The organism is Arsukibacterium sp., assembly GCF_033721375.1.
Taxonomy (GTDB): Bacteria; Pseudomonadota; Gammaproteobacteria; order Enterobacterales; family Alteromonadaceae; genus Alishewanella.
On sequence record NZ_JAWWAP010000007.1, the window covers coordinates 149,017 to 162,366 of the forward strand.

At 49.6% G+C, this 13,350-nt stretch carries 13 protein-coding genes; 8 read left to right on the top strand and 5 right to left on the bottom strand.

Annotated elements, in window-relative coordinates:
* Positions 1-6: 6 nt before the first annotated feature.
* The 5 genes from R3187_RS12360 to tkt form a co-directional block, all read right to left on the bottom strand.
* A complete protein-coding gene (locus R3187_RS12360) occupies positions 7-777 on the bottom strand; it encodes a DUF3450 domain-containing protein (RefSeq protein WP_318967361.1) in 771 nt (256 codons plus the stop codon).
* 264 nt (positions 778-1,041) lie between these two features.
* Entirely contained in the window at positions 1,042-2,106 is a 1,065-nt protein-coding gene (fba, locus tag R3187_RS12365) for a class II fructose-bisphosphate aldolase (protein WP_318967362.1), read from the bottom strand.
* Positions 2,107-2,200: 94 nt separating this feature from the next.
* Complete coding sequence (locus R3187_RS12370; protein ID WP_318967363.1) at positions 2,201-3,385, bottom strand: phosphoglycerate kinase; 1,185 nt, start codon at positions 3,383-3,385, stop codon at positions 2,201-2,203.
* A gap of 16 nt (positions 3,386-3,401) precedes the next feature.
* Positions 3,402-4,415 carry an erythrose-4-phosphate dehydrogenase gene (gene epd, locus R3187_RS12375; RefSeq protein ID WP_318967500.1) on the bottom strand — a complete coding sequence of 338 codons (1,014 nt, stop codon included), beginning with the start codon at positions 4,413-4,415 and terminating at the stop codon, positions 3,402-3,404.
* A gap of 55 nt (positions 4,416-4,470) precedes the next feature.
* On the bottom strand, positions 4,471-6,471 hold the full coding sequence (tkt, locus tag R3187_RS12380; protein WP_318967364.1) for a transketolase: 2,001 nt from the start codon (positions 6,469-6,471) through the stop codon (positions 4,471-4,473).
* A gap of 316 nt (positions 6,472-6,787) precedes the next feature.
* Here tkt and metK point away from each other — a divergent pair, with 316 nt between their 5' ends.
* The 8 genes from metK to R3187_RS12420 all read left to right on the top strand — a co-directional run bounded on the left by metK (position 6,788) and on the right by R3187_RS12420 (position 13,339).
* A complete protein-coding gene (gene metK, locus R3187_RS12385; RefSeq protein WP_318967365.1) occupies positions 6,788-7,936 on the top strand; it encodes a methionine adenosyltransferase in 1,149 nt (382 codons plus the stop codon).
* Positions 7,937-8,138: 202 nt separating this feature from the next.
* Entirely contained in the window at positions 8,139-9,731 is a 1,593-nt protein-coding gene (locus R3187_RS12390) for an AbgT family transporter (RefSeq protein WP_318967366.1), read from the top strand.
* A gap of 109 nt (positions 9,732-9,840) precedes the next feature.
* On the top strand, positions 9,841-10,569 hold the full coding sequence (rsmE, locus tag R3187_RS12395) for a 16S rRNA (uracil(1498)-N(3))-methyltransferase (protein WP_318967367.1): 729 nt from the start codon (positions 9,841-9,843) through the stop codon (positions 10,567-10,569).
* Between the two features lie 7 nt (positions 10,570-10,576).
* The gene (gshB, locus tag R3187_RS12400) at positions 10,577-11,533 is read left to right on the top strand and encodes a glutathione synthase (RefSeq protein ID WP_318967368.1); all 957 of its coding nucleotides are present in this window, start codon (positions 10,577-10,579) and stop codon (positions 11,531-11,533) included.
* A 70-nt stretch (positions 11,534-11,603) separates the two neighbouring features.
* A complete protein-coding gene (locus R3187_RS12405) occupies positions 11,604-12,161 on the top strand; it encodes a YqgE/AlgH family protein (protein ID WP_318967369.1) in 558 nt (185 codons plus the stop codon).
* Positions 12,161-12,583 carry a Holliday junction resolvase RuvX gene (gene ruvX / locus R3187_RS12410; protein ID WP_318967370.1) on the top strand — a complete coding sequence of 141 codons (423 nt, stop codon included), beginning with the start codon at positions 12,161-12,163 and terminating at the stop codon, positions 12,581-12,583. Before R3187_RS12405 ends, ruvX begins: the two co-directional genes overlap by 1 nt.
* On the top strand, positions 12,567-12,881 hold the full coding sequence (locus tag R3187_RS12415; protein ID WP_318967371.1) for a DUF1653 domain-containing protein: 315 nt from the start codon (positions 12,567-12,569) through the stop codon (positions 12,879-12,881). The genes ruvX and R3187_RS12415 overlap by 17 nt, the downstream gene beginning before the upstream one ends.
* 197 nt (positions 12,882-13,078) lie before the next feature.
* Entirely contained in the window at positions 13,079-13,339 is a 261-nt protein-coding gene (locus tag R3187_RS12420) for a superinfection immunity protein (RefSeq protein ID WP_318967372.1), read from the top strand.
* Positions 13,340-13,350 lie beyond the last annotated feature (11 nt).

A 13,350-nucleotide genomic window follows, 5' to 3' on the forward strand; every position in this document is an offset into this window, starting at 1 on the left:
TTATTCTTACTCCGCTGCGAAAAGTGGTACACGGTCCATATCAGGGGTCGCTTCACGACGCGACATCTTGATAAGGTTGGTGATTGAATTCATGTATGAATCAGGTAGCTCTTCCCAGCTCTTCGTTTCTTTATTGTACGCCCACGCTGCGTTGCCGTCTAAAGACTGTGCAACCAGTGCTAAGCGGCCAACACTCAGGTAATCAACAGTAATATCCTGACCTTCGTAATTAAGGGTACCCTGGAAAGCAGCCATTTCGGTGCCATAGCCCATTTCAATGCTGTAGGCTTCCAGGATCTGACGATACTGCTCTGAACGTTGCACGTCAGAACGCTCCATCAGTTCACGTAATTTTTCAACCCGCTCTAACCGGCGCTCGGTGCGCAGCGGAATATCAGCCTTAACAAATTGCTCTAACGCATCAATCATCCGGAACATCAGAGGTACGGTACCTTTGTTGGTGTTTTCCAGATCATCCATCTGCCGTTGCAAAGAGTTCAGTTGGCGTTGTTGATCGTTAACCAGCGTTTGTAAAAAGTCGTTATAAACTTTTAAGTTTTCAGTTTGCACCACGACAACACGGTACTCACCCAGTAATTCCTGAGTTTGTTCATATATGGTGTTTATTTTTTCCTGAGACTGCACGGCAGCACGTTGGATTTGGCTATTCGCCTGGTGTAAATCTTTTAAGTCTGTTGCAGCGGCAGAGCCGGCAAAAGCTAAGCTGCCAGCCAGTGCTGAGGCAACAAGACTCTTTTGAATTTTTTTGTTAAACATAGTTCCCAACCAATTATTGCTGATTAACGTAACCTGATTAGTGTAAGGGCTTATGCTGAAATATTAACTTGTAAAATTCAGATACAATAAGCCCTCGGTTAGAGGGTAAACCGTCCGCATCATTGCAGTTAAAACATAGGTTGTCAACAGCATGCAGCTGCCTGAGCCCAGGGTTTACCACGATGATCCGGCCGGTTTATCACCAATTTTAAGCGCCATTAAACCTATAGTTGTTAATATTTAATGACGCATTAAACATTTTGGTTATTTTATATTCGGCGTCAACTTTCCTGCCGTATATAAATCAACCATTGCATCGAGCGACAATGCTTTAATTTTACTGGCATTGCCAGCACAACCAAAGGCTTCATAGCGGGCAATACAAATGTCTGCCATTGCCTGTACCGACGCCTGTAAATACTTCCGTGGGTCAAATTCAGCCGGATGCTGCGCCAGATAGCGACGAATAGCTCCGGTAGACGCTAACCGCAAATCAGTATCGATATTAATTTTACGTACCCCAAACTTTATACCCTGCTGTATTTGAGCAACAGGAACACCATAAGTTTCAGGGATTTTTCCGCCATATTCATTTATCACTTCCAGCCAGTCCTGTGGCACTGAAGACGAGCCATGCATTACCAGATGGGTATCCGGGATCCGTTGATGAATCGCCTTAATCCGGTCTATTGCCAGAATATCGTCTGTCGGTGGCCGGCTGAATTTGTAGGCCCCGTGTGAAGTGCCACAAGCAATAGCCAGCGCATCGACTTGCGTTTCACGGACAAACTGGGCAGCTTCTTCAGGATCGGTCAACATTTGATCATGGGTTAACACACAATCGGCGCCAATACCGTCTTCTTCACCGGCTTCACCGGTTTCCAGCGAGCCCAGACAACCTAACTCACCCTCTACCGAGACGCCACAAGCGTGCGCTATTTCGACGACCTTGCGCGTTACATTAACATTGTAAGCATAATCCATTGGCGTCTTGCCATCTTCGCCCAGCGAGCCGTCCATCATCACTGATGAAAAACCCAGCTGAATTGAGCGCTGACAAACAGCCAGTGAAGTGCCGTGATCCTGATGCATCACCACCGGAATATGCGGAAACTCTTCCACTGCCGCTAATATCAGATGCCGTAAAAACGGCGCACCTGCATATTTGCGCGCGCCGGCCGAAGCCTGCACGATCACCGGGCTGTCCGTTTTATCTGCCGCCAACATTATGGCGCGCATTTGTTCCAGGTTATTTACGTTAAATGCCGGAATGCCGTAACCCACTTCGGCGGCGTGATCCAGCATTTGCCGTAATGATATCAGTGCCATGAAAGCCTCTCTTTTATACTAAGGTACAGTTTGTAGGTAAAATGTCGTATTTATTTTATTATGAATTTTTTATGACGCCGCCAGCACGTCGTTTTTATTGGCTGTCTTTGGCGCGTTGCTCCAGTATAGCGACTGCCGGTAAGGTTTTGCCTTCTAGAAACTCTAAAAAAGCGCCGCCGCCGGTTGAAATGTAAGATACGTCCGCAGCAATACCAAATTTATCAATCGCAGCAAGGGTATCACCACCGCCAGCAATCGAGAAGGCATCACTGCTGGCAATCGCCTGCGCTACGGCTTTGGTACCGGCCGCAAATTGTTCAAATTCAAATACACCCACCGGGCCATTCCAGACAATGGTACCGGCATTTTTCAGAATATCGGTTAGCTGGCCGATGGTGGCCGGCCCCACGTCAAAAATCATTTCGGTACTGGCGACATCTGACGCCAGTTTTAAACTGGCCACAGTTTGCTCACTGAATTCCTGACCAACAACCACGTCGGTTGGCACCGGAATCATCGCTCCGCGCGCCCTGGCCTGCTCGATAAGCCGTTTCGCTTCCGGAATTAAATCCGGCTCGTACAACGATTTGCCAACATTGTTGCCCTCAGCAGCAATAAAGGTGTTGGCGATACCACCGCCGACAATCAACTGGTCAACTATGCCGGATAACGACTCGAGCACCGTCAACTTGGTTGATACCTTAGAGCCACCGACAATCGCTACCAGCGGACGTTTCGGATTCTTTAATGCCGCGCCTAATGCATCAAGCTCAGCGACCAGCAGCGGGCCAGCACAGGCAACCGGCGCATATTTTGCCACTCCATGAGTGGAAGCCTGGGCCCGGTGTGCGGTGCCAAAAGCATCCATCACAAACACATCGCAAAGCGCAGCCAGCTGCTTTGCCAGCTGATCATCGTTTTTCGCTTCACCGTTGTTAAAGCGGACATTTTCAAACACCACAACTTCGCCGCTATTAACTTCAACCCCTTGCAGATAGTCGCTGGCAAGTCGCACTGGCACTGTCAGCGCCTGAGCCAGATAATCTACCACCGGCTGCAATGAAGCCTCTGCTGCAAAAGCCCCCTCTTCCGGGCGGCCAAGGTGTGACATCACCATGACTTTAGCACCTTTATCCAATGCCAGCTGCAAGGTTGGTATCGCTGCCTTTAACCGGGCATCCGAGGTCACTTTGCCCTCTTTAACCGGCACATTTAAGTCTTCCCGGATTAACACCCGCTTACCGGCTAAATCCAGATCACTCATCCGAATAACGCTCATTATTTGCTCCTTGTCATTAATATTGTTGCAGCATGGCCCGCGCTGTATCGAGCATTCTGTTGGCAAAACCCCATTCGTTATCGCACCACACCAGGCATTTCACCAGGCGTTTATGGCTGACCCGGGTCTGGGAGCCATCGACAATGCAGGAGTGGGGGTTATGATTAAAATCAACAGACACCAACGGCTCTTCAGTATAATCCAGAATGCCGGCCAAACTGGTAACACCGGCTTGTTGCAGTACCTTATTAACCTTGTCGATGCTGACATCCTGATGCAAGGTAACACTTAAATCCATGGCGGTAACGTTAACTGTGGGCACCCGCACGGCAATCGCTTCAAACCTGCCGGCAAATTTAGGCAGTATCCGTTCTATTCCCAGCGCCAGTTTAGTGTCTACCGGGATAATTGACTGACTGGCTGCCCGGGTGCGCCGTAAGTCCGGATGGTAGGCATCAATTACCTGCTGATCATGCATCGAAGCATGAATAGTAGTAATGGTGCCGCTTTCTACGCCAAAATGCTGATCGAGTACCTGAATAACCGGCACAATGCAATTTGTGGTGCATGAACCGGCTGATACTACTGTCATTTCGCCGCTGAGCAGTTGCTGGTTAATGCCATATATAATAGTGGCGTCGATATCGGTGTCGGCCGGATGAGAAAATAACACCTTTTTAGCCCCGGCGGTTAAATGCCAGCTGGCATGCTGCCGGCTATGAAATACGCCAGTGCACTCTAATACAATATCAACATCCAGCTCGGCCCAGGGCAGTTCCAGCGGGTCAGCTTCACTAAATAACGCAATATCATCGCCAGCGACCCGGATACCACCGGCAAATGACGCTACCTCAAAGCCAAACCGGCCATGCGAGGTATCGTATTTCAACAAATGGGCGACGCCTTTGGCATCGGCCAGCTCATTAATAGCAACAACCTGTAACTGTTGCTGCCAACCATTTTCATAAATAGCCCGCAATATATTGCGGCCAATCCGGCCAAAGCCGTTAATTGCCAGTTTAATGACGATATCACCATATAGGATCGGGACCGCAAAGCGGCCCCGAAATTGTTTAAGCTAACCGCTAGCCGTTAAATTGTCTGGTTGCCGCCTGCACAATAGCCTCAGCAGTAATGCCAAAGTGTTTAAACAGCTGCTCGGCCGGCGCCGACTCGCCAAAACTGGTCATGCCGATAATATCACCGGCTAAGCCGACATATTTATACCAGCTGTCAACTATACCCGCTTCAACTGCTATTCGTTTAGTTATCGCAGCAGGCAGCACTGTTTCGCGGTAGGCGGCGTCCTGGGCATCGAACACATCGGTTGAGGGCATTGACACTACCCGCACCTGCTTGCCCTGCTCTGTCAGCGTTTTTGCAGCCTGAACCGCCAGCTCAACCTCGGAGCCGGTAGCAATAATGATAAGCTCTGGCTGTTTTTCGCTGTCCAGCAGCACATAACCACCGCGTCTTATATTACTGACTGTGGCCGCATCACGCGCTTGCTGCACCAGATTCTGCCGGCTGAAGATTAATGTTGTCGGGCCATCGTTGCGCTCAATCGCCGCCTGCCAGGCGACGGCAGATTCTACCTGATCACAGGGCCGCCAGTTCGTTAAATTTGGCGTGGCACGTAAACTGACCAGCTGCTCTACCGGCTGGTGAGTCGGGCCATCTTCACCCAAACCGATTGAGTCGTGAGTATAGACAAAGATCACCCGCTGCTTCATCAGGGCCGCCATGCGCACGGCATTGCGGGCATATTCCATAAACATTAAAAAAGTCGCACCGTACGGCACAAAACCACCGTGCAGCGCAATGCCATTCATCATGGCTGACATGCCAAATTCCCGCACGCCATAATACACGTAGTTGCCACTGGCATCTTCCGCCGTCAGTGCTTTAGAACCATCCCAGATGGTCAGGTTCGAACCGGCTAAATCGGCCGAGCCACCCAGCAGTTCAGGCAGTAACGGACCAAACGCATTCAGGGCATTCTGCGACGCTTTGCGACTGGCAATCGTCGCCGGGTTGGCCTGCAGTTTCTCAATATAAGCCTGTGATTGCTCAGCCCAGTTGGCCGGCAATGCTCCGGCGGTACGACGGCTGAACTCAGCAGCAAGTTCCGGGTGAACCTTCTGATAAGCGGCAAATAAGCTGTTCCATTGCTGCTCGGCCGCAGCTCCCTTCTCGTGGGCACTCCACTGGGCGTAAATGTCATCTGGAACTTCGAACGGCCCATGTGGCCATTGCAGATAATCACGGGCGGCAGCAATTTCAGTATCACCCAGTGGCGCACCGTGACAGTCATGACTGCCACCTTTATTTGGCGCACCATAGCCAATAACCGTTTTGCAGCAAATCAGGGTGGGTTTATCTGTCTGCGCCTGCGCTTGCGCTATCGCCGCTTTTACCGCATCACTGCTATGACCATCGACATTAGCAATTACATGCCAGCCATAAGCCGCAAACCGCGCCGGGGTATCATCGGTAAACCAGCCTTCAACGTGGCCGTCAATTGAAATACCATTGTCATCCCAGAAGGCGATAAGCTTGTTTAAACCCAGGGTGCCGGCAATAGAACAGGCTTCATGCGATATGCCTTCCATTAAACAGCCGTCACCTAAAAACGCATAGGTATAGTGATCCACCACCGGAAAATCCGGCTTGTTAAACTGCGCCGCCAACGCTTTTTCGGCCAGCGCCATACCTACGGCGTTGGTAATACCCTGGCCAAGCGGCCCTGTGGTGGTTTCAACACCCGGGGCATAGCCATACTCAGGATGACCAGGCGTTCTGGAATGCAACTGGCGGAATTGTTTAAGGTCGTCAATGGTTAAATCATAGCCGCTCAGATGCAACAGCGAATACAACAGCATAGAACCATGACCATTTGATAAAATAAACCGGTCGCGGTCGACCCAGGCCGGGTTAGCCGGGTTATGCTTCAGGTAATCCCGCCACAGAACTTCTGCAATATCTGCCATGCCCATAGGGGCGCCGGGGTGGCCTGATTTTGCTTTTTGAACGGCATCCATACTTAAGGCACGGATTGCATTGGCGAGTTGTTTACGAGATGGCATTGTAGCTCCTGCTGGTGGCTGTAATGAGGATGACATAAAACTTGGCCGTTATTTTCACTTACTGCCGTCCAGATGGCAAATGATAATCCGTGACAGTGAGTATTTTCCGGTTTGATGTGATCGACCTGTTAACTTTAGCGTAAACTTTGGCATTAAAGACGTCTGGGCGTCAAATATTACTAGCCAAGGCCGGTCTGTTTCACTAAAATAAGCGGCTATTTTTCTGGCGGCAAGGGTCAGGCAGCAGATCAGGCCTGACACAACGGTATTTTGGCCCCCAGCGTGATGAATTAACCAACTTTGGTGGAATACACAGATGGCACAACATATTTTTACTTCTGAGTCGGTATCTGAAGGACATCCGGACAAAATCGCCGATCAAATCTCCGATGCAGTATTAGATGCAATTCTGGAACAAGACCCGAAGGCCCGTGTTGCCTGCGAAACTTTTGTTAAAACCGGGATGGTGCTGGTAGGTGGTGAAATTACCACTACAGCCTGGGTTGATATTGAAGAACTGACCCGTAAAACCGTCCGTGAAATTGGTTATACCCATTCTGATATGGGCTTTGATGCCGATTCCTGTGCCGTATTAAATGCCATCGGCAAACAGTCGCCGGATATTAATCAGGGCGTAGACAAGCACGACCCACGGGAACAGGGTGCGGGCGATCAGGGCTTAATGTTTGGTTATGCCAGCAACGAGACTGATGTATTAATGCCGGCACCGGTAACCTATGCTCACCGTCTGGTACAACGCCAGGCTCAGGTGCGCAAAGACGGAACCCTGCCCTGGTTGCGGCCGGATGCCAAGTCACAGTTAAGTTTTATTTATGAAGACGGCAAACCGGTAGGCATTGATGCCGTGGTGTTATCAACCCAGCACTGCGATACCATCAGCACTGAAAACTTACGTGAAGCCGTTATGGAAACCATTATCAAGCCGGTATTGCCCGCTGAATGGTTAACCAAAAGCACCAAATATTTTATTAACCCGACTGGTCGCTTTGTTATTGGCGGCCCGATGGGCGACTGCGGCTTAACCGGTCGTAAAATTATCGTTGATACCTATGGCGGTATGGCACGCCATGGTGGCGGTGCTTTCTCTGGTAAAGACCCGTCAAAAGTTGATCGCTCAGCTGCTTACGCCGCGCGCTATGTTGCGAAGAACATTGTCGCTGCCGGCCTGGCAGACCGCTGTGAGTTGCAGGTTTCGTACGCCATTGGTGTGGCTGAACCTACCTCTATCAGCCTGGAAACCTTTGGGACCAGTAAATTGTCTGAAGAGCAGCTGATTAAACTGGTTCGTGAACACTTTGACCTGCGGCCTTACGGCCTGATTGAAATGCTGGATCTGGAGCGGCCTATCTACGGCGCCACCGCCGCTTACGGCCACTTTGGTCGCAGCGAGTTCCCGTGGGAGCAGACGGATAAAGCCGATATACTGCGTCAGTACGCAAAGTAACCCATTCTTAATAGCGAATAGGTATAAAGGAGAGCTTCGGCTCTCTTTTTCCTTTTTAATTGGCACTTCAGCTGATTTTCCACTTACCTGCACGAGCGTTTTGTGTATGATAAAGGCGTTTTACCTTCCAGGGGTAAGCTGCACGTAATAGCAGCTGACAAACTAAAAAGATAAGAAAGATTATAAGGTCAAAGGAAATATTATGTCTGAGCAAACTGCTGCCGTAAAAACCGGTTGGCTGAACCGTGCGCTGAACGGAATTGAAGTTGTCGGTAATAAATTACCCGATCCGGCGGTACTATTCGCCCTGTTAATGGTTGTGGTATGGCTGGCTTCATGGCTGCTGTCTGGTGTCACTTTTAACGAAGTCGACCCCCGTACCGGCGAAGCTATTTTAGTCAACAACCTGTTACAAGCCGATTCTTTAGCCACCTTTATGGCAAAAATGGTTAATACATTCGTTACTTTCCCACCGCTGGGTGTGGTGCTGGTGGCCATGCTGGGCTTAGGGGTTGCCGAATATACCGGTTTTATTAATGCCGGTTTGCGTTCTATTCTAAGCGTCACCCCCAAAATGCTGCTTACCCCGGTTCTGGTATTTGTTGGTGTGGTCAGCCATATGGCAGTCGACGCCGGTTATGTTCTGGTTATTCCATTAGGTGCAGTAATTTTTTATGCGGCTGGTCGCCATCCCCTGGCTGGTATAGCGGCAGCCTTTGTTGGGGTATCAGGCGGTTTCTCGGCAACAGTATTGCCTTCCAGTCTGGACCCGCTGCTATCTGGTCTTACTCAGGTTTCGGCACGGTTATCGGCCGATCCGGCCGCAGCAGAAATGTTTATCAGCCCGATGAATAATTATTATTTCACCACCGCATCCACTGTTTTAGTGGTGCTGATAGGCTGGCTGTTAACTGATAAGTTTATTGAACCACGACTGAAAGCAACGGTAGTTGATGGTGATCCGGCTGACATGCCTAAAATGGACGACCTTAAGCCAAACGAGCGGAAAGGTCTACGCTGGGCCAGTATCTCAATGCTGTTGAGTATTGTTCTGCTTGTGCTGTCAACACTACCCGAAACTTCTGCCTGGCGTGCCCCGGCAGGAACAGTGCTTGCTGAAGGCCAGAGTAATCTGCTGGTATTCGCTGCACCACTAATGCAATCAATCGTCAGTATTATTTTTATCTTCTTTTTAATCCCGGGCATTGTTTACGGCTATGTATCTGGCACAGCTAATAATCATCGTGAAATCATCAAAGGTATGAGTAAGGCGATGAGCGGCATGGGCTACTACATCGTTATGGCGTTTTTCTGTGCCCAGTTTATTTATGCTTTCGGTCAGTCAAACCTTGGCGCGCTGCTGGCCATTAAAGGCGCCAACTGGTTGCAGGAAATGGCCTTCCCGATGGGCTTTACCCTGATTGGTATTGTATTTTTATCAGGGTTTGTCAATTTAGTGGTCGGTTCAGCATCTGCTAAGTGGGCATTAATTGGCGCGGTGATGGTACCGATGCTGATGGAACTGGGTGTATCACCTGATTTAACCCAGGCAGCATACCGGGTAGGTGATTCTTCTACTAATATTATTACCCCCCTTCTGCCGTATTTTCCTCTGGTAGTGGTGTTTTGTCAGAAGTATGTTAAATCTACTGGTATCGGTACCCTTATTGCACTGATGCTACCCTACTCTATTGCAATGTTAATTCTCTGGACCTGTTTCCTTCTAGGTTTCTGGGCGCTGGATATCCCATTGGGCATTGGCTCAAGCTATTCATTCCCACCTGCTGTTCAGTAATTATTGTAATTACCTTTAATCTGAAACCGCTGCAATTGCAGCGGTTTTTTATTTTGGAAAGCCTTTTTCCCTGCTACCATTACTCTCTTTTCAGGCCGGAGTATTGTGGATGCGCATCCCAAGAATTTTTACGCCGCACCCCATGGCAATCAATGCCAATTTGCAACTTGATGACGAGGCGGCCAACCATGTTGGCCGGGTACTGCGGATGCAACCGGACCAGGCACTGCAGTTATTTAACGGTGATGGCAATAACTACGCTGCTACTATTACTGAAGTGACTAAAAAGCAGGTTATTGTCCGTATCACCGACGTTCAGGCTAACCCGGTAGAGTCGCCGCTTCAAATACATCTTGGCCAGGCAATATCACGCGGTGACCGGATGGATTTTGCTATTCAAAAAGCCGTTGAACTGGGGGTTACTGAAATCACCCCCCTGTTTACCGAGCGCTGCGGCGTAAAGCTGGACGGCGAGCGGCTGACAAAACGCAATGAACAGTGGCAGAAAATTGCTATCAGTGCCTGCGAACAATGTGGCCGCAGCGTTATTCCGACGGTACACCCAGCCATGCCATTAGAGAAATGGCTGGCCCAAAATACAAATTCATTGCAGCTGACCTTGGATCCAAGAGCCAGCGCCACCATTAAAACCTTAACAGCCAGTCAGCATATCAGGCTGGTGATCGGCCCGGAAGGCGGCTTTACTGATACTGAAGTTGCGGCCACCAGCCAGGCTGGTTTTACTGGCATTCAGCTAGGGCCACGGGTGCTTCGTACAGAAACAGCGGCGCTGAGCGCAATCAGCGCCTTACAATTGCAATTTGGCGATCTCGCCTGAGGGTATTATGAGCGCAATTAAACTAGGGGTTGTTATGGACCCTATCAGCCAGATCACTATTAAAAAAGATTCCAGCTTTGCCATGTTGCTTGAAGCTCAGCATCGCGGCTATGAAATTCATTATATGGAAATGGCTGACTTATACCTGCTGGAAGGCGAAGCACGCGCGACGACTAAAACCCTGACCGTGCGTGAGGACAGTCAGCGCTGGTATCAGTTTAATAAAGAGCAGGATATCGCCCTTAGTGAGTTAAACGTTATTTTAATGCGTAAAGATCCGCCGTTTGATACCGAGTATATTTATGCAACTTATATTCTGGAGCGGGCCGAGCAAGCCGGCAGCCTGATTGTTAATAAGCCGCAAAGCCTGCGTGATGCCAACGAAAAACTGTACACCGCCTGGTTTAGCCAGTTCACCCCGAAAACCCTGGTAAGCCGCGATGCAGCCCGCCTAAAAGCGTTTTTTAAAGCAGAGCAGGACATCATACTGAAACCGCTGGACGGCATGGGGGGCGCCTCTATATTCCGGCTGCAACCGGGCGATCCGAATGTCAGCGTTATAATTGAAACCTTAACCGAACATGGCAGCCGCTATGCGATGGCGCAGCAATACATTGCTAAGATTAACGAAGGTGATAAACGGATCCTGGTAGTAGACGGCGAGCCGGTACCCTATTGTCTGGCACGGATCCCGGCCAGTGGCGAAACCCGAGGTAATCTGGCGGCTGGTGGCCGCGGTGAAGCGCGTCCGTTGTCTGAGTCCGACTGGGCGATAGCGCGGGCGCTCGGCCCGGTATTAAAAGAAAAAGGACTTATTTTTGTGGGATTAGACGTAATTGGTGATAAGCTTACTGAGATAAATGTCACCAGTCCCACCTGTATTCGTGAAATCGAGGCGGCCTATCCGGTTAGTATTACCGGTATGTTATTCGATGCAATCGAACGACGTCTGAATGTAACCTGAGTGCCGTAACCACGTTACTGCATTAACTCTGCAGTAACCACAATGCTCTAACTGCAAAAGTGAGGTTGTTATGCAAGATTTCCAGGATCACTTTTTAATTGCTATGCCAGCGCTGGACGACCCGATGTTTAAGCGCAGCGTCACCTATATTTGTGAACACAGTGCCGAAGGTGCCATGGGCATTGTTATTAATCATCCTTTAAACGTGACCGTGGCCGAATTATTACAACAACTGCAAATTGAGTTTGATCATAAAAGTAAGGTAGCAAGCAGCGCCGTCTGTGCCGGCGGGCCCATTCAAAGCGATCGCGGCTTTGTGCTGCACAGCCCGAAAGACGGTTACAGCAGCAGTTTAGTGTTAAATAACGGCCTGATGGTGACCACCTCCAAAGATATTTTGACAGACTTAACCACCGCAGAGGCACCGGAGAAATTTTTACTGGCGCTTGGTTATGCGGGCTGGACCCCGGGCCAGCTTGAGCAGGAAATAGCCGATAACAGCTGGTTAGTGATCCCGGCTGACAACGATATTATTTTTGATTTAAGCCATGCTGAAAAATGGAACTCTGCGACGGCTAAAATGGGTATTAAGCCGTGGCAGCTGACCACTGAGGCAGGTCACGCCTGATGAGTAGCAGTAAAACCGTACTCAGTTTTGATTACGGCACCAAAAGTATTGGCGTGGCGGTAGGCAACGATCTTACCGGCAGCGCCAGCTTATTACCGGCATTAAAAGCCCAGGATGGCATCCCTGACTGGCAGCAGATAGCCAAACTTATTGCTGACTGGCAACCCCAATTGCTGTTGGTGGGGTTACCTCTTAATATGGATGGCAGTGAGCAGGATTTTACCAGCCGCACCCGTAAATTTGCTAACCGGCTGCATGGCCGGTTCGGCTTGCCGGTAGAATTTCATGACGAGCGCTTATCTACCGCCGATGCCCGCAGCCGGCTGTTTGCCGAAGGCGGATATCGTAAATTGAGCAAAGATAAAGTAGATAGCGTCTCAGCACAGATTATTTTTGAGGGCTGGTATGAACAACAGCCCTGAGCGAATTAACAGCCCTGAGCGGAATAACAGCCCTGAGCGAATTAACAGCCCTGAGCGGGATAACCCCGCTGAACCTGATATTGCCCGGGGTTATTATCAGCATTACAAAGGCGCCTATTATCAGGTTATCGATTTAGCCAGGCACAGTGAAACAGAACAGTGGCTGGTGATCTACCGGGCACACTATGGCGATTTTGGCCTCTGGGCCCGTCCGGCCAGCATGTTCACTGAAACGGTTACCATTGCCGGCGAGGAGCTGGCCCGCTTTCAGTATATTGGCGAGCAGCCCCCGGTTTAACTGCCGTTTGTTGCCGCAAGCGCTTAAGCTGGCAAACTGCGACCTCCTTTCCTTAGCTTTATCTGCCGAAAATCACCCGATATTACCGTTTATCATTTTTTTACCGTTGCAATGGCTGCGATGCTTTATGTTGACTGCACTGAGTTATGACAAAAATCGTTACATTTAACTTTTATGTTAACAACAAGGAGCATGTTATGTTTGATTCTACTGAATGGTTACATGTCTATCAGCAAAGCAGTGCTGGCTTTTTGCTTTGGTTTGTACCCTTATTTCTCGTTATTTATTTTGTTCCAAGCCTGATCGCGCTATTTTTTAACCGCAAACACCTGGGCAAAATTGTGCTGGCCAATATCCCGGCAGGCTTATCTGTTATAGCATGGTGTGCGCTGATAGGTGTTGCCTTCAGTGGCAACTTACTGAATAAAACGGTGCTTAATAAAAATAAAACTGAATAACACATGGAGAA

What these genes read in the sequence shown, in the direction of transcription:
- R3187_RS12360 (WP_318967361.1), bottom strand. Translation starts at nt 777, where the DNA reads ATGTTTAACAAAAAAATTCAAAAGAGTCTTGTTGCCTCAGCACTGGCT.
- fba (WP_318967362.1), bottom strand. Translation starts at nt 2,106, where the DNA reads ATGGCACTGATATCATTACGGCAAATGCTGGATCACGCCGCCGAAGTG.
- R3187_RS12370 (WP_318967363.1), bottom strand. Translation starts at nt 3,385, where the DNA reads ATGAGCGTTATTCGGATGAGTGATCTGGATTTAGCCGGTAAGCGGGTG.
- tkt (WP_318967364.1), bottom strand. Translation starts at nt 6,471, where the DNA reads ATGCCATCTCGTAAACAACTCGCCAATGCAATCCGTGCCTTAAGTATG.
- metK (WP_318967365.1), top strand. Translation starts at nt 6,788, where the DNA reads ATGGCACAACATATTTTTACTTCTGAGTCGGTATCTGAAGGACATCCG.
- R3187_RS12390 (WP_318967366.1), top strand. Translation starts at nt 8,139, where the DNA reads ATGTCTGAGCAAACTGCTGCCGTAAAAACCGGTTGGCTGAACCGTGCG.
- rsmE (WP_318967367.1), top strand. Translation starts at nt 9,841, where the DNA reads ATGCGCATCCCAAGAATTTTTACGCCGCACCCCATGGCAATCAATGCC.
- gshB (WP_318967368.1), top strand. Translation starts at nt 10,577, where the DNA reads ATGAGCGCAATTAAACTAGGGGTTGTTATGGACCCTATCAGCCAGATC.
- R3187_RS12405 (WP_318967369.1), top strand. Translation starts at nt 11,604, where the DNA reads ATGCAAGATTTCCAGGATCACTTTTTAATTGCTATGCCAGCGCTGGAC.
- ruvX (WP_318967370.1), top strand. Translation starts at nt 12,161, where the DNA reads ATGAGTAGCAGTAAAACCGTACTCAGTTTTGATTACGGCACCAAAAGT.
- R3187_RS12415 (WP_318967371.1), top strand. Translation starts at nt 12,567, where the DNA reads ATGAACAACAGCCCTGAGCGAATTAACAGCCCTGAGCGGAATAACAGC.
- R3187_RS12420 (WP_318967372.1), top strand. Translation starts at nt 13,079, where the DNA reads ATGTTTGATTCTACTGAATGGTTACATGTCTATCAGCAAAGCAGTGCT.